Consider the following 26169-nt stretch of genomic DNA (forward strand, 5'->3'; position numbering starts at 1 on the left):
AGTCGGTACTTCATGCCGGCGCTGCCGCCGTTCAGCGCGTAGCAGGCGCGCGAGGTGTTCTTCGAGGTCAGGCCGGGACCTGCACGGAAGTAGCCGCCCCAGTCCAGCGCCTGCGCCGATGGCAGTGCCAGCAGCGTGGTCGCGGCAAAGGCCGTGGCCGACAGCAGTGCACGCGGCACCGCGCCGCGGCGGGCAGTTTCAAAACGATTCATGGTGAGTCTCCAGGATGTTATCGACCGATCGAAAGGACCGGACAGGAAGTCGCAGGCAATGGACAGCCTGCGCGAGGGAAAAAACTCGGGCGTACGGTTGCGCGAACAAGGCACACGGCGCACAGGCGCTGTGGCCATGGATTCAGTCAGGAAACAGCATGGCCACGGCGGCCTTCAAACAGGCGCTGCAGCAGGCAGAAGACAAACAGCAAGGCACCGATGACGATGCGCGTCCACCAGGAACTGAGGGTGCCGTCGAAGCTGATCAGGGTCTGGATGATGCCCAGCGTCAGCACGCCAAACAAGGTGCCTGCAACGTGACCGACGCCTCCAGACAACAGCGTGCCACCGATCACCACCGCGGCAATCGTGTCCAGCTCCAGCCCGGTCGCATGCAGGCCATAGCCCGAGAGCATGTAGAAGCTGAAGACCACGCCGGCCAGTGCCGAGCAGAAGCCGCTGAGCGCATAGACCTGCACCGTCGTGCGTGCCACCGGCAGCCCCATCAACAAGGCCGAGTGTTCGCTGCCGCCAATCGCATAGACAGTGCGGCCAAACGCCGTGCCGTGCGCGACGAACAGGCCGACCGCGACGACCACCAGCGCAATGATGGCGCCGACCGACAGTGAAGCGCCTTCCCACAGCGAGAAGCGCGCCTGCGAGATTTCGCCAAAGGTCTCGTCGGCCATGCTGATCGAGTCGATGCTGATCAGGTAGCACAGGCCGCGCGCCAGGAACATGCCGGCCAGCGTGACGATGAAGGGCTGCAGCCGGAAGCGCTGGATCAGGAAGCCCTGCACCGTGCCGAAGACCAGGCCCATGGCCAGCACCAGCGGGATGACCGCCGTCGCGCTCCAGCCATGGCGCTCGACCAGCGTGGCCTCGACCATGGTGGTGAGCGCAATCACCGAGCCGACCGACAGGTCGATGCCGCCGGCCAGGATCACGAAGGTCATGCCGACCGCGACGATCAGCAGGAAGGCGTTGTCGATCAGCAGGTTCAGGAAGACCTGGGCCGAGAAGAAGCCGGTGTAGGCGACCGAGCCGTAGGCGGCCATCACGCCAAACAGCAGGATGGTCAGCGCCAGCGGCAGCTGCTCTGCGCGCAGGCGCGGGCCGCGGCGCTGCGGGGCCGGTGCCGGCGGCACGACTTGCAGCTTGGACGGCTCAGCTCGTTCGATGGAAGGCGTCGTCATTTGGGGCAAGGCACTCATGCCGCACTCCTCGCCGCCGGCCGCACCGCAATGCTGCGCAGCCAGGTGCGGAAGTCGGGCGACTGCAGCAGCATCACGACAAAGACCACCGCAGCCTTGACGACCAGGTTGACCTCGGGCGGCACGCCGATGGAGTAGATGGTGGAGGTCAGCGTCTGGATGATCAGCGCGCCGATGACGCTGCCGGCCAGCGTGAAGCGTCCACCGGTCAGCAGCGTGCCGCCCAGCGTGACGGCGAGGATCGCGTCCAGCTCCATCAGCTGGCCGGCGTTGTTGCCGTCGGCGCTCTTCACATTGCTGCTCAGCAGCAACCCGGCCACACCCGCGGCCAGGCCGCAAAAGCCGTAGACGCAGACGGTGATCAGGCGCTGGCGCACCCCCGCCAGCCGCGCGGCCGCCGGGTTCACGCCAATGGCCTGGATGAACAGCCCGAGCGCAGTGCGCGTGAGCGCCAGCTGCAGCACCAGCCAGATGGCCGCGACCACGAACAGCGCAAACGGCAGGCCGAACAGGAAGCCACCGCCGAGGAAGAAAAACGGCGGGTAGTAGACGGTGATGATCTGCCCGCCGGTGACCAGCTGCGCCACACCGCGGCCGGCGACCATCAGGATCAGCGTGGCGATGATGGGCTGGATGCCCGCACCTGCCACCAGCACGCCGTTCCACAGCCCGCACAGCAGCGCCACACCCATGGCGCAGGCCAGGGCCAGCCCCATCGGGAAGCGGCTCAGGTAGACCGGCGCGCCGTCCTGCATCACCAGCTGGCCGCCAATCATCCAGGCCGCCACCGCGGCACTGATCGCGACCACGGCACCGACCGAAATGTCGATGCCGCGGGTGGCAATGACAAGCGTCATGCCCAGCGAGACAATGGCCAGCGGGGCGGCGCGGTTCAGGATGTCGATGATGCTGCCGTAGAGGTGGCCGTCGCGCCAGCGCAGCTGCCAGAAGCCGGGGTTGAAGCTGGCATTGATGGCCAGCAGCAGCACCAGCGTGACCAGCGGCCAGAACAGGCGATGAGAAGTGAGCCGCTTCATGCCGGCACCCCGGCGATCATGTCGGCGATGGCGACTTCGCTGCTGCCGCCGGGCAGCTCGCCGGCCTTGCGCCGGTCGCGCATCACGGCAATGCGATCCGACAGGCGCGAGATCTCGTCCAGCTCGGCCGAGATGAACAGCACGGCCAGGCCCTCGGCGGCCAGCATGCGGATCTTGTCCATGATGTCCTGCTTGGCGGCCACATCAATGCCGCGCGTGGGTTCGTCGAGGATCAGCAGCGCCGGCTCGGTGGCCAGCCAGCGCGCGAGCAGCGCCTTCTGCTGGTTGCCGCCAGAGAGCTGGCCGATCGGCATCTCCGCGTCTGCCGCCTTGATGCCCAGCTGCTGGATGAACTTGTCGGCCAGCACCTGCTGCCGGCGCATGCCCAGGCAGCGCCAGATGCCCAGCCGGGCCTGCAGCGCCAACGCGATGTTTTCGCGGATCGACAGGTCGGCCACGATGCCTTCGGCCTTGCGGTCTTCCGGGCACATCGCCAGGCCGTGGCGCACGGCCTGCGTGGGCGAGCTGAGCGCCAGCGTTTCGCCGCGCAGCTTCAGCGTGCCGCTGTCGGCCTTGTCCAGGCCAAACAACAGTCGCGCGAGTTCGGTGCGGCCAGAGCCCAGCAGGCCGGCCAGGCCCAGCACTTCGCCAGGCCGCAGGTCCAGGTCCAGCGGCTGCACCGCGCCCTTGCGGCCCAGGCCGCGTGCGCTGAGCAAGGGCTCCACCGTGTTGGGCGCAGCACCGGCCCGCACGGCGCCGGTGCTGGCGGTGAAGGCGCGGCCGATCATCGCGCTGATCAGCGCTGGCGCGTCCAGGTTGGCCGGCAGGTATTCGCCCACGTACTCGCCATTGCGCAGCACGGTGATGCGGTCGGCCAGCTCGTAGACTTCGTCCAGGAAGTGGCTGACGAACAGGATGGCCAGGCCTTGGGCGCGCAGCTGGCGCAGCACGCCGAACAGGCGCGCGACTTCATCGCGGTCCAGGCTGGAAGTGGGCTCATCGAGGATCAGCACCTTGGACTCGCCATGTAGCGAGCGCGCAATCGCCACCATCTGCTGAACCGCGACCGGGAAGCTGCCCAGCACGCGGCTAACGTCGATGTCCAGGTTCAGCCGGGCCAGCAAGGCGCGCGCGTCGTCCTGCATGCGCCGCCAGTCGATGCGCCAGGCCCCCTTGGCGCCATGGCGGGGGTAGTGGCCGGCGAAGATGTTCTCGGCCACCGACAGGTTCGGGCAGAGGTTGACCTCCTGGTAGACGGTGTTGATGCCCAGCGTCTGCGCGTCCCGCGGCGTGGCCGCGGCGACCGGCGTGTCGCCCAGCAGCATCTCGCCCGCGTCCACCGGGTAGACGCCCGTGAGCACCTTGATCAGCGTGGACTTGCCCGCGCCGTTCTGGCCCATCAGCGCATGCACCTCGCCGGCCCGCAGGGTCAGGTTGACATTGCGCAGCGCCTGCACCGGGCCAAAGCGCTTGCCGATGCCGGTGAGCTGCAGCACGACGGGATTGGCGGACGACGCGGCGGTCATGCGGCTCAGCCCTTGTTCTTGTTGTAGACGTCGACACACACGGCAGCCAGCAGCACCAGGCCCTTGATGACCTGCTGGTAGTCGATGCCGATGCCGAGGATGGACATGCCGTTGTTCATCACGCCCATCACGAAGGCGCCGATCACCGCGCCCATCACGCGGCCCACGCCGCCCGAGGCCGAAGCGCCGCCGATGAAGCAGGCGGCGATCACGTCCAGCTCGAAGCCGAGGCCGGCCTTGGGCGTGGCGGTGTTCAGCCGCGCGGCGAAAACCAGGCCGGCCAGCGCCGCCAGCGCGCCCATGTTGACGAAGGTCAGGAAGGCCAGGCGTTCGGTCTTGATGCCCGACAGGCGCGCGGCCTTCTCGTTGCCGCCCAGCGCGTAGATGCGCCGGCCCAGCGTGGTGCGGCTGGTGACGAACTCATAGAGCACCATCAGCACGAACATGATGATCAGCACGTTCGGCAAGCCCTTGTACGAGGCCATCAGCCAAGCCAGCGCGATCAGCAGGCCGGCGAAGATCAGGTTGCGCAGCACGAACAGCACCAACGGCTCGGTCTCCATGCCGTGGCGGTGGTGGTGCCAGCGCTCGCGCCAACCCGCCACCACCATCACCACCGAGACGATCACGCCCAGCAGCAGCGAGGTGACCCGCATTTCGGCGCCGCCGAACACGTCCGGGATGAAGCCGGAGCTGAGCTTCTGGAACTCGTCCGGGAACGGGCCGACGGACTGGCCCTTCAGCAGCGCCAGCGCCAGGCCCTTGAAGACCAGCATGCCGGCCAGCGTGACGATGAAGGACGGGATGCGGAAGTAGGCGACGAACCAGCCCTGGGCACCACCGATCACCGCGCCAACGATCAGGCAGACCAGCGAAGCCGCGACGAAATTCCAGTTGTAGTCGACCATCAGCACCGCGGCCAGCGCGCCGATGAAGCCGCAGACCGAACCGACCGACAGGTCGATGTGGCCCGAGACGATGACCAGCAACATGCCCAGCGCCATGATGACGATGTAGCTGTTCTGCAGCACCAGGTTCGTGAGGTTCAGCGGCTGCAGCAGCGTGCCGTCTGTCACGTACTGGAAGAAGCCCATGATCACGATGAGTGACATGAGCATGCCGTACTCGCGCAGATGCTGCTTCAGGAAACGCGCTGCGGAGGAAGCCACTGGCAAGGCGGCGGGGCGCTGGGGGGTATTGGTATCAGACACTGCAGTCATGGCGTTCGAGGCGCGTGGCATTGACGATGGCATGCATGATCTTTTCCTGCGAGGCTTCTGCCGCGGGGAACTCGGCGACGAACTCGCCCTCGTTCATCACGTAGACGCGGTCGCACATGCCCAGCAATTCGGGCATTTCGGAAGAGATCATCAGGATGGCTCGGCCTTCTTCGGCGAGTTGGGCGATCAGGCTGTAGATCTCGAACTTGGCGCCGACATCGATGCCGCGCGTGGGTTCGTCCAGGATCAACAGCGTGGGATTGGCAAACAGCCACTTGGCCAGCACGACCTTCTGCTGGTTGCCACCCGAGAGGTTCAGCACCTGCTGCTGCACGCCCGAGCAGCGCGTGGCCAGCTTGCGGCGGTATTCGCTGGCGACATTGAATTCCTTGGCTTCGTCGATCACCCCCGCCTTGGCCACGCCAGGCAGGTTGGCCAGCGAGGTGTTGCGGGCGATGCTGTCGCCCATCACCAGGCCGAGCGACTTGCGGTCCTCGGTGACGTAGGCAATGCCGTGGCCGACCGCCTTCTGCACCGTGCTGACGTCGACTTCCTGGCCGTCCATCTTCACGCTGCCGCTGATGCGCCGGCCCCAGGAGCGGCCGAAGACGCTCATCGCCAGTTCAGTGCGGCCGGCCCCCATCAGCCCGGCAATGCCGACAATCTCGCCACGGCGCACGTTCAGGTCCACGCCCTTGACGACCAGCCGGTCGGAGTGCTGCGGGTGGTAGACACGCCAGTCGCGCAGCTCGAACACGGTGTTGCCGATCTTTGGCGTGCGGCGCGGATAACGGTCGGCCATTTCACGGCCGACCATGTGGCGGATCACCAGGTCCTGCGACGGCGGGTTGTCGCGGCAGTCCAGCGTCGAGACGGTGGAACCGTCGCGCAGCACGGTGATCGAGTCGGCCACCTTGGCAATCTCGTTCAACTTGTGCGAGATCAGGATGCAGGCGATGCCCTGGCGCTTGAGCGCAAGCAGCAATTCGAGCAGCGCATCGCTGTCGGTCTCGTTCAGGCTGGCGGTCGGCTCGTCGAGGATCAACAGCCGCACCTCCTTGGCCAGCGCCTTGGCAATCTCGACCAGCTGCTGCTTGCCGATGCCGATGTCGGTGACCCGCGTGGCGGTCGACTCGTTCAGGCCGACCTTGGTCAGCAAGGCGCGCGCCTTCTGGTGCACCAGGCCCCAGTCGATCACGCCGCGCCTGGCGGGCTCGTTGCCGAGGAAGATGTTCTCGGCAATCGACAGCAGCGGCACCAGGGCCAGCTCCTGGTGGATGATGATGATGCCCAGCCGCTCGCTGTCGGCAATGCCCGAGAACTCCCGGGCCTCGCCGTCGAAGACGATGTCGCCTTCGTACGAGCCATGCGGGTAGACCCCGCTGAGCACCTTCATCAGGGTCGACTTGCCGGCGCCGTTTTCTCCGACGACGGCATGGATCTCACCGGCGCGCACGCTCAGGTTCACATGGTCCAGCGCAACAACACCGAAAAACGTCTTCCGGATGCCGCGCATTTCTAACAACGAAGTACTCATACGAATTTGGCGTGTGCGCAGGTGAGGTGTCAGCCCGTCAGTGCAGCTGGCTTTCCTTGTAGTAGCCGCTGTCGACCAGGGCCTGCTTCCAGTTGCTCATGTCGACCGAGATCGGCTTGAGCAGGAACGAAGGCACGACCTTGACGCCGTTGTTGTAGGTCTTGGTGTCGTTGATCGGGGGCTGCTTGCCCGACAGCAGCGCGTCGGTCATGCCCACAACCACCTTGGCCAGTTCACGCGTGTCCTTGAACACGGTGGCGCTTTGTTCGCCGCGCAGCATGGACTTGACCGAGGGGATCTCGGCGTCCTGGCCGGACACGATGGGGCACGGCTGCGAAGCGGTGCAATAGCCCACGCCCTTCAGCGACGACAGGATGCCGATCGACAGGCCGTCATACGGCGACAGCACGGCGTTGACCTTGTCCTTGCCGTAGTAGGCCGACAGCAGGTTGTCCATGCGGGCCTGGGCCACTGCGCCGTCCCAGCGCAGCGTGCCGACCTTGTCCATGCCCATCTGCTTGCTGCGCACGACCAGCTTGCCGCTGTCGATGTAGGGCTTCAGGACCGACATCGCGCCGTCGTAGAAGAAGAAGGCGTTGTTGTCGTCCGGCGAGCCGCCGAACAGCTCGATGTTGAACGGGCCCTTGCCGGCCTTCAGGCCCAGCTTGTCGACGATGGCACCGGCCTGCAGCACGCCGACCTGGAAGTTGTCGAAGGTGGCGTAGTAGTCGACGTTCTTCGAGCCCTTGATCAGGCGGTCGTAGGCGATGACCTTGACGCCCTTGTCGGCCGCCTTCTGCAGCGCGTTGGACAAGGTGGTGCCGTCAATGGCGGCGATCACCAGCACCTTGGCGCCCTTGGTGACCATGTTCTCGATCTGCGCGAGCTGGTTCGGGATGTCGTCGTCGGCGTACTGCAGGTCGGTCTTGTAGCCCTTGTCCTTGAAGTACTTGACCATGTTGTCGCCGTCGGCGATCCAGCGGGCCGAGGACTTGGTCGGCATCGAGATGCCGATGGGGCCCTTGTCCTGCGCGGCAGCGGGCTGCAGCCAGCCCAGGGTCGCCATCAGGCTGGTGGCCAGCAGCAGCGTGCGTTTGTTCATCAACTTCATGTTCGTGTCTCCAGTTTCATTTCAGAGCGCCCCCTGACCTGACGCAATTGCGCCAGGTCCCCCGAGAGGGTCCGGATGGCCGCGGGCCAGGCCCGCGATCATCCGATCAAAGCTCAATACTTGCGGCTGGGGAATTCCTTGGCCGCGACTTCCATCGGGAAGATGGATTCCTGGGTGACGATGCGCTTGGGCAAGGTCTTGCCGGCCTTCAGGTCCTGGGCGGCCTGCATCAGCTGCGGGCCCAGCAGCGGGCTGCACTCGACGCTGACGTTCAGCTTGCCGGCAATCATCGCTTCGAAGGCGCCCTTGACGCCGTCGATCGAGATGATGGTGATGTCCTTTGCTGGCTTCAGGCCGGCCTCCTCGATCGCCTGGATCGCACCGATGGCCATGTCGTCGTTGTGCGCGTACAGCACATTGATCTTCTTGCCCTCGGCCTTCAGGAAGGCTTCCATGACTTCCTTGCCCTTGGCGCGCGTGAAGTCGCCGGTCTGCGAGCGAATCACCTTGAACTTCGGGTCGGCCTTGATGATTTCCTCGAAGCCCTTCTTGCGGTCGATGGCCGGGGCCGAGCCCACGGTGCCTTGCAGCTCGACGATGTTCACATCACCGGTCGAGCCCTTGGTCTTCTCGACCAGCCAGCGGCCGGCCTTGCGGCCTTCTTCCAGGAAGTCCGAACCCATGAAGGTGACGTACAGCGAATCGTCCTTCACGTTGACGGCGCGGTCGGTCAGGATGACCGGGATCTTCGCGGCCTTGGCTTCGCGCAGCACGGTTTCCCAGCCCGACTCCACCACCGGCGAGAAGGCGATCACGTCGACCTTCTGGGCGATGAAGGAGCGCAGCGCCTTGATCTGGTTTTCCTGCTTCTGCTGCGCGTCCGAGAACTTCAGCTCGATGCCAGCGGCAGCTGCGGCGGCCTTGATCGACTCGGTGTTGGCGGTGCGCCATTCGCTTTCGGCACCGATCTGCGAGAAGCCCAGGACCAGCTTCTTGTCGGCGGCGAGCGCGCCCAGCGGCAGGCCTGCCGAGAGCGTGGCAGCGCCCATTGCAGTGAGCACGCTGCGGCGGTTCATGCGGTTCATCATGTCTGTCTCCTTGTGGTTGCTTTGACGGAAATCCGGGATCGGGATCAATGAGCACCTTCACCCTGGCGGGCTTGGGTTTTCAGCCCCTGCGGGCGGCCGGGCGGTGCTCATGCCCGGGACACGGTGGCCGCCAGCCGGGTGGCGGCGGGAAGGGTGAAGAACTCGGCGGCCCGGCGACCAAGCGCCCGCCCACCGGCAATCGACGCCTGCAAACCGGTGGCCTGGCGCACCGGCAAAGGCAGGAGCTGGACCTTGGCCCGCCGCGTGGCGATGCGTTGGCGCACGCCCTCCCCAATCGCCGCGGAACCTGCGAAGCAAACCGCAGCAATGAGGGGGCTGTCGACCAGGGTTTGCCCCACCAGACGGCCGCTGCCCATCACCAGATTGAATACCCCTGCGGGTAAACCCGCGCGACTGACGATTTCGGCCAGCGCCCAGCCGCAAGCCGAGGCCCGTTCGGCCGGTTTGAAGACCACGGTGTTGCCAAAAGCCAGCGCCGGGGCGATCTGCTCGGCCGGAATGGCCAGCGGGAACTGCGATGCTGCGATCAGCGCGACGGCACCCACCGGCGTGCGCGGTGCCGCGGCGCGCGCCGAGGGCTTGCCGGTTGCGCGTTCGCCGCCTGCCTGGCGCAGGACTTCGTCTGCAAAGAAGCGGAACAGCTGGCCGGCCCGGGCCGCTTCGGCTTGCGCTTCTTCCACCGGGCGGCCCGCTTCGCGTGCGATCAAGCGAGCCAGCTCGTCCTGCCGCGCCAGCAGCTCTGCGGCGATGGTGGAGAGCACGTCGGCACGGCGCTGAGGTTCGCTGCCAGCCCAGCTGCGGCGCGCCTGGTCGGCGGCACGGGCGGCGGTCTCGGTCTGGATCGCGTCGGCGCGTGCGAACTCGGCAACCACGTCGCCTTGCGAGATCGGGTTTTCGCTGATGCCCAAGGTCACGCCGGTCTCCCAGCGGCCATTGATGAACAGCTTCAGCGTTGCTTGCATGGCAGCGGCGCGCTCAGCTCGCTTGGAAGAAGCGGCGGGCGCTGCCGGGCGTGGCAACGAGGTCCGGGAATCGGCACATCGACGAGGTCTCCTGCATCTGGCGGCCGGGCAAATCGCCCTGGTCGCAGTGGTCTTGTTTGGCGCGCATGGTACGAAGCTGAGCGATATCTTTCTAATAGATTTACAAGCAGCATCCATATACGATCTGGCATATGTCCTCGTCGACCAACTACACCCACTGGTTCATCCGCGCGCGCCTGAAGACGCGCCAGCTGCTGCTGCTGGTGGCGATGGAGGAAGAAGGCAACATCAACCGTGCAGCGCAGGTGCTGAACATGACGCAGCCGGCCGCGTCCAAGCTGCTCAAGGAACTGGAGGACATGCTGGAAGTACAGCTGTTCGACAGGTTGCCGCGCGGCATGCGGCCGACCTGGTACGGGGAAACCATGATTCGCCACGCGCGCATGGCGCTGGCCAATCTGTCGCAGGCACACGACGAGATCGAGGCGCTGAAGGCAGGCCGCTATGGCCAGGTCAGCGTGGGCGCCATCACCTCGCCCGGCATGAGCCTGCTGCCGCCGGCCGTGGCGCTGGTCAAGGAAGAGCACCCCAGCCTGCGCATCTCCTTGCAGATCGAGACCAGCGACGTGCTGATGGAGCGCTTGCAGCAAGGCAAGCTGGAGATGGTGATCGGCCGCTTGTTCGAACGGCACGACAAGTCGGACCTGCGCTACGAGGCGCTGGTCGAGGAACCGGTCTCGGCCGTGGGCCGGCCCGGCCATCCGCTGCTCAACGTGCAGCGGCTGACACTGCGCGACCTGGTGGGCGCAGGCTGGATCGTGCCGGCCGCCGGCAGCGTGCTGCGCCACCGCTTCGAGCTGATGTTCCAGGAAGAAGGGCTGGACGCGCCGGTCAACCTGGTGGAGACCAGCGCGCTGCTGTTCATGACCAAGATGATGCAGCAGAGCGACCTGCTGGCCGTGGTGGCGACCGACGTGGCGCGCTACTACGCCGAACACGGCCTGTGCGCGGTACTGCCCATCCAGCTGCCCTGCAAGATGGACGCGTTTGGCCTCATCACCCGCACCGACCGGCTGCTGTCACCAGCAGCCAAGGTGATGCTGCGCGCGCTGAAGAGCACCGCGCTGGCGATCTACGGCACGCGGTTCGACCTGACCGGGCTTGAGTAAGCGAAATACCGGCTTCCGCCATGTCCTTGCGCGTTTCGTTGGATTCGTTGGTTTCGTTAAATTCGTTTGGATAAACTCCGGCTGTTGCAAGCCACCGGAGCCATCAACATGAACACCGCAGATTCCACAGACAAGGTTCGCTCTTCGCCCGGCACAGCTGCAGAGGCTGCGGGTTTGGCCTACCGTGCCCTCGCGGCCGCAGAGCACCGCGACCAACCGGTGTACATCGTGATGGCGTCCGAAGCTGGCCTGTCTCCGAGCATTCAGCTGCCACCCGAGGCACTGGCAGTGATCGAGGACGTGCTGCGCGCGATGAGCCAGGGGCTGGAAGTGGCCGTGATTCAGGCACCTCAAGAGCTGTCCACTCAAGACGCTGCCAACTATCTGAATGTCTCCCGGCCCTTCATCGTGAAGGAAATCGAGGCCGGCCGCCTGCCTTGCCGGAAGGTTGGCACGCACCGCCGCATTGAGTTCTCCGAACTGATGAAGTACGCCGCCAAGATGCGGACGGACCGCGACAAGGCACTCGACGACCTGGCAGCAAGTTCGCGCGAACTGGGACTTGAGTACTGATGGTGATCGCGCCCACGCGGCTGGCACCGGTGATACTCGACGCTTGCGTCATGTACCCCATCGTGATCTCGGATGCGCTGCTGACCCTGGCCACTGCAGGCTTGCTCGTGCCGAAGTGGACTGCTCAGATCGATGCGGAGTGGACCCGCAATCTGGCACGCGACAATGGAAAACCCGCGGGCTTCTATGATCGGCGCCGCGACGCCGCCCGCAGAGCAGTACCCGATTGGGAAGTGCCCGCAGCGCAATGGACTCCGCACCTTGACGGGCTCCGTCTGCCCGATCCCGGCGACCGCCACGTGCTCGCTGCAGCCATTGCTGCCGCTGCCAGTTGCATCGTCACGGCAAATCTGAAAGATTTCCCGCAGCAGCTTTTGAACGTGCACGGGATTCGCGCAGTCCATCCCGACGACTTCCTCGTTCAACTGCTGGCGACCCATGCAGCGCAAGCGCTGGCGGCTTTCAAAATCCAGCGCACACGGCTCGCCAATCCACCCCTGACGCCCGAGGAATTTGCCACCGCCTTCGCCCGCGCCGGTCTGGGCAAAACTGCCGAGCGGCTTCGCGAGAGCGCGGCGCTGATCTGACAGCGCACCCAGCGCGGGGCCTGCGTTGTCAATCCGCCGTCCGCGACGAACTCCTACTCCTGCGCGGTGCACATCTTGCCGTCGTCCGACGCCCGGAACAGCACCATCGTCGCGACATCTTCCGGCTGCAGCCCGTCGGGCATGCACTGATTCTTGGCCAGCATGGCCTCGTCCTCGGCCGACATCCACGCGTCACACGGCAGGCTGGCGTAGCGGGTGGCGGTGGCTTGTTCGGAAGGGCCAGGCGGCGGGGCTCATGCACTGAGCGTCCAAAGCTATGTCAAAACGGATATGAAAGAGGCTTCATTCTTTATTTTTCCTATATCAGTGTGCGGGGATAGGATGCGCCGCGTCAAGCTCAGGAGACAAGATCAATGGACAGCAAAAAGAAGCCCGTTCGCCGCAGCCAGGGTTGGTTCGGACGGCAGGACCGGGACGGTTATGTGCATCGCAGCTGGATGAAGAACCAGGGCTACCCGGACGACCTGTTCGACGGCCGGCCCATCATCGGCATCTGCAACACCTGGAGCGAACTCACGCCCTGCAACGGCCACTTCCGCGAGCTCGCGGAGTTCGTCAAGCGCGGCGTGTACGAGGCCGGCGGCTTCCCGCTGGAGTTCCCGGTCATGTCGCTGGGCGAGACCCAGCTGCGGCCGACCGCGATGCTGTTCCGCAACCTGGCCAGCATGGACGTGGAAGAGTCGATCCGCGGCAACCCGATCGACGGCGTGGTGCTGCTGATGGGCTGCGACAAGACGACACCGTCGCTGATGATGGGCGCGGCCAGCTGCGACCTGCCGACCATTGGCCTCTCGGGCGGCCCGATGCTGAACGGCAAGTTCCGCGGCCAGGACCTGGGCTCGGGCACCGGCGTCTGGCGCATGAGCGAGATGGTGCGCGCGGGCGAGCTGTCGCAGGAAGAATTCACCGCGTCCGAGAGCTGCATGCACCGCTCCAAGGGCAGCTGCATGACCATGGGCACGGCGTCGACGATGGCCTCGATGGTCGAGGCGCTGGGCATGTCTCTGCCCGAGAACGCTGCCATTCCCGCGGCCGACACGCGGCGCAACCGGCTGGCGCAGCTGACCGGCAGGCGCATCGTCGAGATGGTCAAGCAGGACATCCGCATGTCGCAGATCCTGACCCGGGAGGCCTTCGAGAACGCGATCCGCACCAATGCGGCCATTGGCGGCTCCACCAACGCAGTGATCCACCTGCTGGCCATTGCCGGCCGCATGGGCGTGGAGCTGAAGCTGGAAGACTGGGACCGCCTGGGCGCGGAGATCCCCTGCCTGGTCAACCTGCAGCCTTCCGGCCACTACCTGATGGAAGACTTATGCTACGCCGGCGGCCTGCCGGTGGTGATGAAGGAAATCAGCTCGCTGCTGCACCTGGACCAGCCCACCGCCAACGGCAAGACCATTGGCGAGAACATCGCCGAGGCCCAGTGCTGGAACCCCGAGGTCATCAAGACCATGGTCGAGCCCTTCAAACCGGCCGCCGGCATTGCGGTGCTCAAGGGCAACCTGGCGCCCAATGGCGCCGTCATCAAGCCCTCGGCCTCCTCGCCGCACCTGCTCCAGCACCGCGGCCGCGCGGTGGTCTTCGAGAACATCGAGGACTTCCACGCGCGCATCGACGATGACGCGCTGGACATCGACGAACACTGCGTGATGGTGCTGAAGAACTGCGGCCCGCGCGGCTACCCCGGCATGGCCGAGGTCGGCAACATGCCGCTGCCGCCCAAGGTGCTGAAGAAGGGCATCACCGACATGGTCCGGATCTCGGACGCGCGCATGAGCGGCACCGCCTACGGCACCGTGGTGCTGCACACCTCGCCCGAAGCCGCGGCCGGCGGCCCGCTGGCCGTCGTGCGCGATGGCGACATGATCGACCTCGACGTGCCGGCCCGCCGCCTGCACCTGGACATCAGCGACGAGGAGCTGGCCGCCCGCTTGGCCGAGTGGCAGAAGCCGCCGTCGCCCGAACGCGGCTGGTACAAGCTTTACGTGGAACACGTGCAGCAGGCCCACCTTGGCGCCGACCTGGACTTCCTGGTTGGCGGCAGTGGCGCGCCGATCCCGCGTGATTCACACTAGGCTTTTTCTCCTCGGACGCATGCCATGAGCACCACCGAAGCCCCTCGCCTCCTGTCCGAACCCCGCTGCGTCTGGGCCGCTGGTGCCACGCTCGGGGAAGGCACCTGCTGGTCGCCCTCCGAGCAGGCGCTGTACTGGGTCGACATCCTGGGCCAGCAGCTGCACCGCTGGGAGCCGGCCACTGGCGGCAAGCAGAGCTGGGACATGGACGACACCATCAGCGCGGTGGCCGAGCGGGCCACGCAGCCCGGCCTGGTCATCACGCTGCGCCGCGGCCTGGCGCTGTTCAACCCCAAGGGCCGCGCGCTGCAGATGCTGGACGCGCCCGAACCCGAACTGCCCGGCAACCGCTTCAACGACGGCAAGTGCGACGCGCAAGGCCGCTTCTGGGGCGGCACGATGGACTTCGCCTGCGAAGCGCCCACCGGCTCGCTGTACCGCTTCGACGCCGCCGGCCAGGCCACGCTGGCGCTGCGGGCCAACTTCCCGGTGACCAACGGCCCGACCTGGTCGCGCGACCAGCGCACCATGTTCTTCAACGACACGGTGCACCGCAAGGTCATGGCCTACGCGTTCGACCCGGTCACCGGCGAAGTCGGCGCCGGCCGCGTCTGGCTGAAATTCGCCGAACACGACGGCCACCCCGACGGCATGACCAGCGACGCGGCAGGCCGCCTGTGGATCTGCCACTGGGGCGCCGCCTGCGTGACCTGCCACGACCCGGTGACAGCCGGCGAACTGCTGCGCGTGCCTTTGCCCACCGACCACATCACCAATGTCGCTTTCGGCGGCCCGGACTTGACGACGCTGCACATCACCAGCGCCCGTTTCGGTCTCAGCGAAGCCCAGCTGGCGGCACAACCGCTGGCTGGCGCGCTGTTCACGGTCGAGACGAATGTGACCGGGCTGCAGCCCAACCGCTTTGCCGGCTGAACGCCCTGGGGCGCAGCAGCCGCCTGGGTCAAGCCATCAGGCGAACTCGTCGGCGTCCGCTTCCGCCTCCGGCCAGAGGGCAGGGAAATAGAAGCGCAAGGCGTGCAAGGGCATCGCGAAGCGCACCTTGCCCTGCGGGCTGTCAGAGGACAGCAGTCCGCGCCTGAGCAGCGCCGACAAGGCCGACACCGCGGTGCGGTCGCCCAGGCCGGTCATGGTCTTGAACTCGCCGCGCTCAAGTTCGCCGCCTGTGAGAAAGAGGTAGTGCAAGGGCCGCAGCACTTCGCGCCGCACGCCCGACTTCAGGATTTGTTCCTCGTGGGTCAGGCAGGCTGCCAACCGGCGCTCCATGCTCGACAAGTCCAGCAGGCGGGCCATGAAGTTCACCTGATCCTGGCAGACCTCGAGCACATATTCGATCCAGGCCACCAAGGCCTGTTCGCTCAGGTTGCCACGCCCGTCCAGATCGCCTCGGCGCGCCGAATCGGTATCCGCAAGCAAGGCGTAGTAGCGCTCGGTGCTGCGGGCAAAGCCGCGCAGCGGAGACCACAAGCCGCCGGTATAGCCCAACGCATGCAGCATGGCGTGGGTGTGCAACCGCATCACGCGGCCATTGCCATCCACGAAAGGATGAATCCATCCCAAGCGCTGGTGGGCAGCCGCCAGTGCCAGCAAGGACGCCTCGCCCCGACGCACCCCACCATAGAACGATGCCCAGCGTTGCAGGAATGCAGGCAGGCTGCTGTGCACTGGCGCAACATGCGCGCCCACCTGCACGTCCCTGCCCCGCCACTGCCCGGGCACCAGGGTCACACCCTCGGCCGTGCGCAAATCGTCGGCGGGCAAACGGGCGAACAATTCGCGGTGCAGGTCGGCCACGGCCGCTGCGCTGTAGAGCTGCTCCGCACCAGCATCGCCGGCAAATCTCTGCTCGATTGCAGCCTCGGCCTCAATGTGCGCCACCGCCAAGCGCTGCCGGGCGGCGAGATCCCGGTCGGAGGAAAAATCGCGACGCAGGGCCTGCTCGATCTCGCGCGGTCTCGTGTGCTGCCCCTCGATGCGATTCGTGTAGTACGAATTCATGCCGCGCAGCAACTGGCGCAATGCCGGCGTGATCGGCTGGCTGCTCAGCGAAACTGCGGCGCGCGCCAAGTCATGCGCGCGCGCCAGCAAAGGCTCTTGCTGGCGCTCCGAAGGCAACAAGGGCTCAAACTGCTGGGGTGAGTCGTACAAGCTCATTTGCGAACATTGTGACTCACCCATCATGTTGATGCGAAACGCTAATTACCGCTTCGCACACACTTCATTGCGCACTTCATTGCGCACGTGGCCACGGCTTTCTGGCCGCACCAGTTAGGCCAGTCACTCGTCCCGGCCGCCAAAGATGCCCAGCAGGGCCAGCAGCGACTGGAAGACGTTGTAGAGGCTCAGGTACACGCCCAGCGTGGCGCTGATGTAGTTGGTCTCGTAGCCGTCCTGCACACGCTTCAAGTCATGCAGGATGAAGGCCGAGAAGATGCCGATGGCGACCACCGACAGCGTGATCATCAGCGCGCTGGACTGGATGAAGACGTTCGCGATGCCGGCGACCAGCAGCATGATCATGCCGATGAACAGCCACTTGCCCATGCTGGACAGGTCGCGCTTGATCACGGTGGACATGGTCGCCATGCCCAGGAAGATCAGGCCGGTGCCGGTGAAGGCGGTCATGATCAGGCCGGCGCCGTTGGCCAGGCCCAGCACCGCGCCGATCATGCGCGACAGCATCAGGCCCATGAAGAAGGTGAAGCCCAGCAGCACCGGCACGCCGGCAGCCGAGTTCTTGGTCTTCTCGATCGCGAACATGAAGCCGAACGCGCCGGCCAGGAACACGACCATGCTGACGATGGGGCTCATCGCGCTGGCGAGGCCGGTGGCCACGCCCAGCCAGGCGCCAGCCACCGTCGGCACCATGGACAGCGCCAGCAGCCAGTAAGTGTTGCGCAACACCCGGTTGCGCTGGGCCACCGAGCCGGAAGCGCCGGCACCAAAGGCCGGCGAGAGGGTTTGGAGATGTTGGCTCATGAGAGTCCTTTCTGGAGCAACAACGCATCGTTTGAGCGTTGCCCGCACCTTACGCGCGAAGACACTTCGCGTAAATTCGTATTTCTTGATCCAATGCTTCGAGAAATCCCACAGCTCATCCTGGCGCACCGATGAACTTCAAGCACCTTCACTACTTCTGGGCCACAGCCAAGGCCGGTGGCGTGATGCGGGCCGGCGAGCAGCTGCACATCACGCCGCAAACGCTCTCGGGCCAGATCAAGCTGCTGGAGGCGCGGCTGGGCTACCCGCTTTTCCGCAAGCACGGGCGCAAGCTGGAACTGACGGAAGAAGGCCGCGTGATGCTGGGCTACGCAGAGCAGATCTTCAGCCTCAGCGCCGAGATGGAAACCGCCATCGGCCAGGCGCGCGCGGGCGGGCAGGCGCTAGACTGCCGCGTGGGCATTGCCGACTCTGTTCCCAAGTCCATTGCCTACCGGCTGCTGGCCCCGGCGCTGGACGCCGTGCCGCAGCAGGTGCGGCTGATCTGCCACGAAGGCAAGTTCCAGGACCTGCTGGCCCAGCTGGCGGTGCAGCGGCTGGACCTGGTGATGGCCGACGAGGCGATGAACAAGCAGCTCAGCGTGAAGGCCTTCAACCACCCGCTGGGCACGACCGCGACCAGCTTCTTCTGCACCGCCGAGCTGAAGAAGACGCTCAAGGGGCGCTTCCCGCAACAGCTGGACGGCGCACCGATGCTGCTGCCCGGGGCCGGCTCGGCGATGCGCCAGCGGCTCACGCAATGGTTTGCCGAGCGCCAGCTGCACCCGCGCACCATCGGCGAGTTCGACGACGCGGCGCTGATGAAGGCCTTCGGCCGCGAGGGTCGCGGCGTGTTCACCTCGCCCACGGTGCTGGAGCAGGAAACCTGCGAACAGTACGGTGTGAAGGTGCTGGGCCGCAGCGACGAGCTGGTGGAAGAGTTCTACGCCATCTCGGTCGAGCGGCGCATCACGCACCCTGCCGTCTCGGCCATCACGCAGGCGGGGCGGCAGCAGCTGTTTGGCGCGGCGACCTGAACCCGCGCCTCACCTTGACCGCGGCTTTCGCCTGGCCGGCGCCTGGCCAGCCAGGCCGGCCGCAGCCTCGGCGAACTCGGCCACCAGCGCGTCGATGAACAGCCGGGTGCGCAGCGGCAGGAACTCGCGCGAAGCGAACAGCACGTGAATGGGGGCGTGTTCGCCGGTCCAGGCCGGCAGCACCGCCACCAGCCGGCCATCGGCCAGCTCGGCCGCGACGTCCCACACCGAGCGGCGCACCAGGCCCAGGCCGGCCAGCGCCCAGTCGTGCGCCTGCTCGCCGTTATCGGTCTGCAGCCGGCCGCTCACCCGCACGCTGACCGGTGCCGCGCCGGCCGGGCCTGCAGGCACAAAGCGCCAGTCGGCCGACGAGCTCGCGCTGCCACGGCTCAGCACGATGCAGTCGTGCTGAGCCAGCTCGGCCGGAGACTGCGGCACCCCGCGCCGATGCAGGTAGGCGGGCGCGGCGCAGACCACGCGGCGGTTGTCGGCCAGGTGGCGGGCCACCAGGCGCGAGGCCGGGTCGCCGCCAATGCGCACCGCGCAGTCGAAGCCGCCATCCAGCAGGTCGACCACGCCGTCGGACAGCGACAGCTGCACCCGCAGCTGCGGATGCAAGGCGGCAAAGCGCTGGATCGCCGGGCCGATCCAGCGCCGGCCCAGCGCCACCGGCGACGAGACGCGCAGCAGGCCGGTGGCTTCGCGCCTGCCCTGGGCCAGTTCGGCCTCCGCATCGGCCACGTCCGCCAGGATGGTGCGGCAACGCTCGAAGTAGCGCTGACCCTCCTCGGTCAACGCCAACCGGCGCGAGCTGCGCTGCAGCAGCCGCACGCCGAGCCCAGCCTCCAGCCGCGCCAGCCGCTTGCTGCCCACCGCCGGTGAAAAACCAAGCTCCCGGCCAGCGGCGGACAGGCTGCCGGCCAGCACGCTCTGCACAAAAAGCCGCATGTCAGACAGATCGGCCATGCGCGATGTCACCTTTCATCTTTCTCGAATTGGAACAGCTGCCGCAACAGCTTGAGCCATTTTGATCCAGGGCCGAAAAGACGACGATGCGGGCATGTCAAACGTCCTGCCCCGCCACGGGCTTCTTCCCGCCATGAAAAACCTTGCCCGCACCCTGCTTGCCACGTCGCTGACCGCACTGAGCGCCTGTCACGCCGCGCACGCCGTCGAAGCCTTGCCAGAGCCAGCCTCGCTGGTGGTGGACCGCTCGCTGCCAGCCGCCCAGCGCGACGCGATGGCGCTGGCCGCACGCCGCTACTACGCGTTCTGGAACACCGGCGAGGCGCCCTATGCCCAGGCCGCACTGTCGCCTGCCTTCATCGACCGGAACCTGCCAGCCGGCCGGCCGCAAGGCCCGGAAGGGCCGCTGTTCGCTTCGCAGCAGTTCCGCGCCGCGGTGCCGGACCTGCGCGCCCAGGTCGAGGAAATGCTGCTGGTGGGCGACCGCGTGGTGGGCCGGCTGCGCTTCACCGGCCACTTCAGCGGCCGCTTGGGCAGCGGTGCGAATGCGCGGCAAGGCGATGGCCGCGCGATCGACTTCATCGCCACCGACATCTACCGCATCGAGTCGGGCCAGATCGCCGAGAACTGGCACCTCGAGGACAACCTCGGCTTGCTGCAGCAACTGGGCGTCGTGCCGCGCTGACCCGCTTAGCGCGGGCCCTTCCTCCGGACCGCATCACGCGACCGGAGGAAAGAGGCATCTCAATTGAAAATCACGGCAGCGACGGATTGTTCTCTGCGAAATACTCGTGGCTGTCGGCGTTGTCCAGCGCCTTGGTCGGGTTGGTCTTGGCAAGCCGCGCGGCCTTGGTCTGGCCGTAGGCCCAGTCGTCGGTGCCGGCGACCACGGTGAAGTGCGACATCTCGTGCACCAGCGTGCCGCCCTTGGAGTCGGTGCCGGTCATCGGGGCGCTCCAGAACGCGCCGCAGAGGTAGATCTTGTACGGCTGGTTGGCATAGACATAGGCATAGGTGCCGCTGTCGTTGCAGGAGCAGTCCAGCGTCAGCGGCTGGGTCGTGAAGGCGCTTGTCTCGTTGGTGAAATGGCTCTTCGCGGTGTTCCAGCCGGACGACGAGTAGGTGCCGAACCACTTGACGTAGCGCTGCGTGGCCGAAGGCGTGCCGCTCAGGTAGGTCGTGGTGTTGGTCGCGTAGGTGGTGGCGGCACTGACGGCGCTGACCAGCGTGCTCTTTTCGGTCGAGGTGCAGGCCCCCGTGTAGCTGATGCTGGCCAGGTGGGCGCGGCCGAGCAGTTCGTCGGTCTGCGCCTGCACGGCTTCTTCGGGGTCGATGAACTCGGCCTGCACGGCGCTGCGGCCCTGGGTCCACAGCTCGGCCGGTGCGGTCGATGCGAAATCGACGGCGCCCTGGCGCAGGCCGCCGCCGACGTATTCGATGCGGTAGTGGCCGTTGCCCAGCTCGTAGTCGCGGCTCAGGTCCACGGTGTAGCTCAGCGAGGCACCGGCCTGCAGCGCGACGAAGTCTTTCGCGGTGGGCGCGGCGCGCTTGACCAGCGGGCCGACGTAGGCGGCCGGCGTGCCGTCGTCCTGCAGCACGCGGAACAGCGGACCTTGCAGGTGCTTCGAAGGCAGCTGCGACTTCAGCACCTTCACATCATGGCCGGTGGTGTTGGTGACGGTGACGTGCACCGCGACCTGGCTGTCGCCCTGCACGACCGCGCTGTCCAGCGAGAGCTGCACATCCAGCACTTCGCGTGCGGCGGCCGAAGCGCCAGTGGCCACCAGCATCGCTGCCACGATGGTGCTGGTCTTGAACATCCCTTTGACGATCCTTTTGGAAACTTTTTGCACTGGGTTCTCCGAGTGTGTGTGTCGACGATGGGGACGCCGCCGTCTCTTGAACGGCAGCGGCGCAAATTTAGGAGCGCCACCAGCCAGGGACATCGGGTGCAACCCTTTGAGGCCGGTGCGCCACGGCCCCTGAGAGCCGCCGATTTGCGCCAGCTGTCTAGCAATAGCCGAGCCCAAACAGGGCGCCGAAAGCCCCGCCTACCCAAGCTAGGGGGATGGGGCTATTTCGTGCCGGCCGCGGCCTTGCCGGCCCGCCCGGTCGACGCGCGCACCACCAACCTCGGCACCGAGGCCTCGCGCAGCGGCGGCTGGCCGCCGGGCGCGCCACTCTCGCGGATCATCTGCGTGATCAGTTCCACCGCCAGTTCGGCCGACTCGTCGATGGGCACGGCCACCGTGGTCAGCGCCGGGCGCACCTGGTGCGCCAGCGCGATGTCGGTGATGCCGATGACCGAGAGGTCGCCCGGCACGTCCAGCCCGACTTCGGCGGCGGCCTGCAGCACGCCGAGTGCGGGCAGGTCGTTGGAAGCGAAGACGGCTGTCAGGTCCGGCACCGCGGCCAGCAGCGCATGGCCGGCGTTGCGGCCTGCGTCGATGGTGTCGTGCCCGAACACGGTATGGCCTTCTGGCAGCTCCAGGCCCGCCCGCTTCAGGCCTTCCAGAAAGCCGCGGTAGCGCCAGATGTGGTTGCCACTCAGCTCGCTGCCCATCACCACGCCAATGCGCCGGTGGCCCAGCTTGACCAGGTGTTCGGCGGCGATCATGCCGGCGCGGAAGAAGTCCACCGCGACACTGGGCAGCGGCGGCGGCTGGTCCGGCTTTTCCCACATGCACAGCACGACCGGCACACCACGCTCGCGCAGCTTGACCAGTTCGTCGATCTGCACGAAATCGGCGTTCATCACCAGCACACCGCGCGCCAGCGAACCGGCGATTGCGTCCAGGTAGGCGCGCTCCTGCTCGGGGTCGTCGTTGGTGTTGCAGACGATCAGGAAATAGCCGAGCTTGCGCACCGCGCGCTCCACCGCCAACGCAAACGCCGGGTAGAAAGGGTTGGCAATGCTGGAGACCATCAGCGCCACGGTCTGCGGCTGGCCCTCGGCCAGCGCACGCGCCGTCAGGTTGGGCCGGTAGCCCAGCTCGCGCACAGCGGCCAGCACCCGCTCACGGGTTTCGACACTCACCTTGCCGCGCTCGCGCAGCACGTTGGACACCGTGGCCGCGGTGACGCCGGCCTTGCGGGCGACTTCAGCCAGCGTGGTCATGCGGGAAACAGCGAGAAGAAGGGTTCATGCGGGGCAGGATAAACGACTGGATACAAACTTAGCCCTTCACCGAGCCAGAGGTGAGGCCCGAGACCAGCCAGCGCTGCGTGACCAGGAACAGCAGCGTCAGCGGCAGGCCGGCCAGGATGGCGGTGGCGGCGAAGTCGCCCCAGAGGTAGCGCTGGTTGAACAGGAACAGCCGCGAGCCGACGGCCAGCGTCAGCTTGTCCTCGTCGTGCATCAGCACCGAGGCGATGGGGTATTCGATCATGCCGCCCAGGAAAGCCAACACGAAGACGACCACCAGGATGGGCAGCGCCATCGGCAGCAGCACGTAGACGAAGGCCTGCAGCGGTGTCGCGCCGTCTACCGCGGCGGCCTCTTCCAGTTCGCCGGGCACGCTGTCGTAATAGCCCTTGATCAGCCAGATGTGCTGGGCCACGCCGCCGGTGTAGGCCAGTGCCAGGCTCCAGTGGCTGTTCAGGCCCAGCCAGGGCACGGCCTCGCCGATGCGGTCGAACAGCGCGTAGATGGCCACCAGCGCCAGCACCGAGGGGAACATCTGCAGCAGCAGCAAGGCGTTCAGCGTCGCGTCGCGGCCGCGAAAGCGCATGCGCGCAAACGCATAGGCGCTGGTGATGGACAGCAGCAGCGAGACGGTGGCCGAGATGCCGGCCACCTTGAACGAGTTCAGGATCCACTGCAGGACAGGGAACGGCGGGTGGATCATCTGCCCGTCGGCATCCTGGTAGGAGATGCCCAGCGCCAGCTTCCAGTGCTCGAAGCTGATCTCCGGCGGGATCAGGTGCCCGCCGGCGAAGTTGCCCGGCCGCAGCGAGATCGACAGGATCATCAGGAAGGGCGTGATGGTCAGGCCGATGAAGGCCAGCAGCGCCACGTGCATGCCCAGCACGCGCCAGCGCTGGGACTTCTTCAGGACGATGGCCATGAATAAGTTACCTCAATTAATCAACGCTGCTCGCGCCCGACCTTGAACACCTTCAGGTTCACGATCGCCAGCGTCGCGACGATCAGGAACACGATGGACGAGATCGCGCAGGCCAGCGCGTAGTTCTGCCCCGAGTCCTGGAAGGCGATGCGGTAGGTGTAGGACGCCAACAGGTCGGTGGCGCCCACAGGCACGGCGGTGTCCAGGTAATCCGGCGCGCCGTTGGTCAGCAGCGCGATCAGCGTCAGGTTGTTGAAGTTGGTCGCAAACGATGCAATGAGCAGCGGCGCGATGGGCCGGGCGATCAGCGGCAGCGTGATGCGGAAGAAGTTGGTCAGCGGGCCGGCGCCGGCCAGCGCCGAGGCTTCGTACAGCTCGTCGGGGATCGCCTTGATCAGGCCCATCGACAGAATCATCATGTACGGATAGCCCAGCCACGCATTGACCAGCAGCACCATGCTGCGCGCCAGCGTCGCATCCGAGAACCAGCCGGGGCGGATGCCGAACAACTGGTCCAGCACCAGGTTGATCTCGCCCAGGTTTTCGTTGAACAGGCCGCGGAACACCGGGATGGAGATGAAGGCCGGCACCGCATAAGGCAGGAACAGCATCAGCCGGTAGAAGTTGCGCCCGCGCAGCGCGTCCCAGTTCAGCGCGACTGCCAGCACCACGCCAATGGCGAAGGTGAACAGCGTGTTGAGGGCGGCGAAGCTCACCGTCCACGCGAACACGCGCAGGAAGGGTTCGAGGAAGCGCTGCTCGGTGAAGATGCGCACGTAGTTGTGCCAGCCCACAGAAGCGCGAAAGCCGGGCTGCAGCGTCTTTCCGTCGGCCCGCTGCCAGTAGCCTGCGGCCCAGTTGGCCTGGATGCGCACGCCGTCGGCGTTGTCGGTCAGCGTGCCGTCGGCGTTGCGGGTGTAGGCCGGGCGGCTGGCGGCAAAGCGGCGCAGGCTGCTCTGGTGCAGCTCGGTGCCGTCCGGCAGCACGGCGGTGACCTGCTTCAGCGCCTCCTGCAGCGCGATCACGCGCTTGAGCGGCAGCGCGGTGCCGGCGGGCTCGTCGGCCACTGCTTCAGACTTCACGCGCTGCACCGCGCCTGGCGAAAAAGGCGCGCTGAGGTAGTGCTGGCCGGCCTCATCGGTAAAGGCCAAGCGGTAGCGGTTGGCGTCTTCCAGCAGCTTGAAGTCCAGCCCGGCGCCGTCGCTGTTGCTGCGGCTCAGCAGCACTTCGGTGGCACGCTCGAAGGTGAGCAGGTGGTCCGAGCTGTAGTTGGTGAAGCTGATCGCCACCGTGTAGCCCATGGGCACGACGATGAAGACCAGCGCCGCCAGCATGCCCGGCACCACGTAGCGCCAGGCGTAGAAACGCGGCGACAGGTAGATGAAGACCGCCACGCCCAGCACCGCCATCACGCCGGCGGCCGCGGCCGGCTGGTGCGCCGCCAGCAGCAGCACGACGATGGCCAGCGCTGCCAGCAATGCCAGCACACCCAGCAGCACCACCACCGCATGCAGCCGGCTGAAGCGAGGCGAAGGGACTTCCACCTTGCGCATGCTCAGCGCAGTCACGGCCGGGCTACCAGGCGCCGCAATGCGAGGCCGTCTTCGCCGAACACGTGCAGGTGCTCGGTCGGCAGCCGCAGGCCCACCGCGTCGCCCACCAGCACCGCGCTGTCGCCCGGCAGGCGCACGACCAGCGCGCGCTCGGGCGTGCCGCCGTGCGCGGCGTCCACGTAGGCGAAGGTGGTGTCGCCCAGGTGCTCGACCCACTGGATGCGGCCACTCAGCACGTTGTCGCTGGCCGACTCGCACAGCGACAGGTGCTCGCTGCGCACGCCCAGCGTAACCTTGGCGCCCATCGCCAGGCCATCGGGCGAGACACCGGCCGTCACCTGCGTGCCGTCGCGCAGCGCGACCGTGACGCCGCTCGGCGCCAGCGACACCACCTGCGCGCTCAGCAGGTTCATCTGCGGCGAGCCGATGAAGCGGGCCACGAACAGGTTGCGCGGGTGCTGGTACAGGTCCATCGGCGTGCCGACCTGGGCGACGCTGCCGTGGCGCGTCATGTCCTCACCGGTGTGCAGCAGCACGATCTTGTCGCCCAGCGTCATGGCCTCGACCTGGTCGTGCGTGACGTAGACGGTGCTGGCGCGGCCGTATTCGCGGTGCATGCGCGCAATCTCCAGCCGGGTCTGGGTGCGCAGCGCGGCGTCCAGGTTGGACAGCGGCTCGTCGAACAGGAACACGCCCGGGTTGCGCACCAGCGCCCGTCCAATCGCCACCCGCTGCCGCTGCCCGCCAGACAGCGCGCGCGGCTTGCGCTCCAGCAGGTGCTCGATCTCCAGCACCTTCGCGATCTGCCCGACGCGGGTGCGGATTTCCGGGCTTTTCATGCCGGAGAGCTTGAGCCCAAACGAGATGTTCTGCGACACGCTGAGGTGGGGGTACAGCGCGTAGTTCTGGAACACCATGGCCACGTCGCGCTCCGAGGGCGCCAGGTCGTTGACAGGCTTGCCGCCGATGCGAAGCGTGCCGCCGGTGATGTCTTCCAGCCCGGCAATCATGCGCAGCAGCGTGGACTTGCCGCAGCCGCTGGGGCCGACGAAGACGCAGAACTCGCCGTCCGCAATGTCGAGCGAAACGTCGCGCACGATGTCGGCGCCGCCGTCGTAGCGCTTGAACAAATGTTCCAGGGTCACACTGGCCATGGGATTTCCGATTCGGTT

Annotated in this window: 24 protein-coding genes and 2 pseudogenes; 7 read left to right on the top strand and 19 right to left on the bottom strand. The window is 66.6% G+C overall.

The features are described 5' to 3' along the window. The 10 genes and pseudogenes from AC3WR5_RS05730 to AC3WR5_RS05775 all read right to left on the bottom strand — a co-directional run. A pseudogene (locus tag AC3WR5_RS05730) lies at window positions 1-212 on the bottom strand (hypothetical protein); the annotation flags it as partial. A gap of 146 nt (window positions 213-358) precedes the next feature. Continuing rightward, on the bottom strand, window positions 359-1408 hold the full coding sequence (gene yjfF / locus AC3WR5_RS05735) for a galactofuranose ABC transporter, permease protein YjfF (protein ID WP_141290722.1): 1050 nt from the start codon (window positions 1406-1408) through the stop codon (window positions 359-361). Between the two features lie 14 nt (window positions 1409-1422). Continuing rightward, the gene (locus tag AC3WR5_RS05740) at window positions 1423-2463 is read right to left on the bottom strand and encodes an ABC transporter permease (protein ID WP_492482642.1); all 1041 of its coding nucleotides are present in this window, start codon (window positions 2461-2463) and stop codon (window positions 1423-1425) included. After that, on the bottom strand, window positions 2460-3989 hold the full coding sequence (locus tag AC3WR5_RS05745; protein WP_492482644.1) for a sugar ABC transporter ATP-binding protein: 1530 nt from the start codon (window positions 3987-3989) through the stop codon (window positions 2460-2462). Before AC3WR5_RS05745 ends, AC3WR5_RS05740 begins: the two co-directional genes overlap by 4 nt. 5 nt (window positions 3990-3994) lie before the next feature. Next, window positions 3995-5209, bottom strand: coding sequence for a multiple monosaccharide ABC transporter permease (gene mmsB / locus AC3WR5_RS05750; RefSeq protein WP_492482646.1), 1215 nt, complete (start codon window positions 5207-5209; stop codon window positions 3995-3997). Then, window positions 5193-6725 carry a multiple monosaccharide ABC transporter ATP-binding protein gene (gene mmsA, locus AC3WR5_RS05755; RefSeq protein ID WP_492482648.1) on the bottom strand — a complete coding sequence of 511 codons (1533 nt, stop codon included), beginning with the start codon at window positions 6723-6725 and terminating at the stop codon, window positions 5193-5195. The genes mmsB and mmsA overlap by 17 nt, the downstream gene beginning before the upstream one ends. Window positions 6726-6783: 58 nt before the next feature. Then, window positions 6784-7857: a multiple monosaccharide ABC transporter substrate-binding protein gene (chvE, locus tag AC3WR5_RS05760; protein ID WP_141288845.1), complete on the bottom strand. Its 1074-nt coding sequence runs from the start codon at window positions 7855-7857 to the stop codon at window positions 6784-6786. Window positions 7858-7970: 113 nt separating this feature from the next. After that, window positions 7971-8933, bottom strand: coding sequence for an ABC transporter substrate-binding protein (locus tag AC3WR5_RS05765; protein WP_492483548.1), 963 nt, complete (start codon window positions 8931-8933; stop codon window positions 7971-7973). A gap of 119 nt (window positions 8934-9052) precedes the next feature. Beyond that, window positions 9053-9928 (bottom strand): aldehyde dehydrogenase family protein, encoded by an 876-nt coding sequence (locus tag AC3WR5_RS05770; RefSeq protein ID WP_492482651.1) that lies wholly within the window; start codon window positions 9926-9928, stop codon window positions 9053-9055. 13 nt (window positions 9929-9941) lie between these two features. Further along, window positions 9942-10076 (bottom strand): hypothetical protein, encoded by a 135-nt coding sequence (locus AC3WR5_RS05775; RefSeq protein ID WP_259372444.1) that lies wholly within the window; start codon window positions 10074-10076, stop codon window positions 9942-9944. Window positions 10077-10140: 64 nt separating this feature from the next. Here AC3WR5_RS05775 and AC3WR5_RS05780 point away from each other — a divergent pair, with 64 nt between their 5' ends. From AC3WR5_RS05780 to AC3WR5_RS05790, 3 genes are all read left to right on the top strand, one after another. After that, window positions 10141-11118 (top strand): LysR family transcriptional regulator, encoded by a 978-nt coding sequence (locus AC3WR5_RS05780; protein ID WP_492482653.1) that lies wholly within the window; start codon window positions 10141-10143, stop codon window positions 11116-11118. Window positions 11119-11226: 108 nt separating this feature from the next. After that, window positions 11227-11691: a helix-turn-helix domain-containing protein gene (locus AC3WR5_RS05785; RefSeq protein WP_492482655.1), complete on the top strand. Its 465-nt coding sequence runs from the start codon at window positions 11227-11229 to the stop codon at window positions 11689-11691. Continuing rightward, on the top strand, window positions 11691-12278 hold the full coding sequence (locus AC3WR5_RS05790) for a VapC50 family PIN domain-containing toxin (protein WP_141287893.1): 588 nt from the start codon (window positions 11691-11693) through the stop codon (window positions 12276-12278). Before AC3WR5_RS05785 ends, AC3WR5_RS05790 begins: the two co-directional genes overlap by 1 nt. Before the next feature lie 53 nt (window positions 12279-12331). Here the strand turns inward: AC3WR5_RS05790 and AC3WR5_RS05795 are convergent. After that, window positions 12332-12439 (bottom strand): annotated as a pseudogene (locus tag AC3WR5_RS05795) (3-oxoacyl-ACP reductase); the annotation flags it as partial. A gap of 213 nt (window positions 12440-12652) precedes the next feature. Here AC3WR5_RS05795 and AC3WR5_RS05800 point away from each other — a divergent pair. Continuing rightward, window positions 12653-14377: an IlvD/Edd family dehydratase gene (locus AC3WR5_RS05800; RefSeq protein ID WP_492482657.1), complete on the top strand. Its 1725-nt coding sequence runs from the start codon at window positions 12653-12655 to the stop codon at window positions 14375-14377. A gap of 24 nt (window positions 14378-14401) precedes the next feature. Next, window positions 14402-15310 carry an SMP-30/gluconolactonase/LRE family protein gene (locus AC3WR5_RS05805; protein WP_492482659.1) on the top strand — a complete coding sequence of 303 codons (909 nt, stop codon included), beginning with the start codon at window positions 14402-14404 and terminating at the stop codon, window positions 15308-15310. A 36-nt stretch (window positions 15311-15346) separates the two neighbouring features. On the opposite strand, the gene AC3WR5_RS05810 is transcribed toward AC3WR5_RS05805, so the two are convergent. Next, on the bottom strand, window positions 15347-16549 hold the full coding sequence (locus tag AC3WR5_RS05810) for a Fic family protein (protein WP_492482661.1): 1203 nt from the start codon (window positions 16547-16549) through the stop codon (window positions 15347-15349). Between the two features lie 123 nt (window positions 16550-16672). Beyond that, the gene (locus AC3WR5_RS05815; RefSeq protein WP_141287889.1) at window positions 16673-17374 is read right to left on the bottom strand and encodes a Bax inhibitor-1/YccA family protein; all 702 of its coding nucleotides are present in this window, start codon (window positions 17372-17374) and stop codon (window positions 16673-16675) included. A 131-nt stretch (window positions 17375-17505) separates the two neighbouring features. On the opposite strand from AC3WR5_RS05815, the gene nhaR reads away from it, so the two are divergent. Next, entirely contained in the window at window positions 17506-18411 is a 906-nt protein-coding gene (gene nhaR / locus AC3WR5_RS05820; protein ID WP_492482663.1) for a transcriptional activator NhaR, read from the top strand. A gap of 9 nt (window positions 18412-18420) precedes the next feature. Here the strand turns inward: nhaR and AC3WR5_RS05825 are convergent, their stop codons facing one another. Continuing rightward, the gene (locus AC3WR5_RS05825; RefSeq protein WP_492482665.1) at window positions 18421-19377 is read right to left on the bottom strand and encodes a LysR family transcriptional regulator; all 957 of its coding nucleotides are present in this window, start codon (window positions 19375-19377) and stop codon (window positions 18421-18423) included. Between the two features lie 133 nt (window positions 19378-19510). On the opposite strand from AC3WR5_RS05825, the gene AC3WR5_RS05830 reads away from it, so the two are divergent. Next, a complete protein-coding gene (locus tag AC3WR5_RS05830) occupies window positions 19511-20062 on the top strand; it encodes an ester cyclase (protein WP_492482667.1) in 552 nt (183 codons plus the stop codon). Between the two features lie 70 nt (window positions 20063-20132). Here the strand turns inward: AC3WR5_RS05830 and AC3WR5_RS05835 are convergent, their stop codons facing one another. The 5 genes from AC3WR5_RS05835 to AC3WR5_RS05855 all read right to left on the bottom strand — a co-directional run bounded on the left by AC3WR5_RS05835 (window position 20133) and on the right by AC3WR5_RS05855 (window position 26151). After that, a complete protein-coding gene (locus AC3WR5_RS05835) occupies window positions 20133-21197 on the bottom strand; it encodes a M35 family metalloendopeptidase (RefSeq protein WP_492482669.1) in 1065 nt (354 codons plus the stop codon). A 254-nt stretch (window positions 21198-21451) separates the two neighbouring features. After that, window positions 21452-22495 (bottom strand): LacI family DNA-binding transcriptional regulator, encoded by a 1044-nt coding sequence (locus AC3WR5_RS05840; protein WP_492482671.1) that lies wholly within the window; start codon window positions 22493-22495, stop codon window positions 21452-21454. A gap of 58 nt (window positions 22496-22553) precedes the next feature. Continuing rightward, window positions 22554-23444, bottom strand: coding sequence for a maltose ABC transporter permease MalG (malG, locus tag AC3WR5_RS05845; RefSeq protein ID WP_492482673.1), 891 nt, complete (start codon window positions 23442-23444; stop codon window positions 22554-22556). Window positions 23445-23464: 20 nt separating this feature from the next. Continuing rightward, on the bottom strand, window positions 23465-25012 hold the full coding sequence (gene malF / locus AC3WR5_RS05850; protein ID WP_492482675.1) for a maltose ABC transporter permease MalF: 1548 nt from the start codon (window positions 25010-25012) through the stop codon (window positions 23465-23467). After that, window positions 25009-26151 carry an ABC transporter ATP-binding protein gene (locus AC3WR5_RS05855; RefSeq protein ID WP_492482677.1) on the bottom strand — a complete coding sequence of 381 codons (1143 nt, stop codon included), beginning with the start codon at window positions 26149-26151 and terminating at the stop codon, window positions 25009-25011. Before AC3WR5_RS05855 ends, malF begins: the two co-directional genes overlap by 4 nt. Window positions 26152-26169 lie beyond the last annotated feature (18 nt).

The sequence above is a fragment of the Ideonella sp. FW305-24 genome (genome assembly GCF_058788035.1).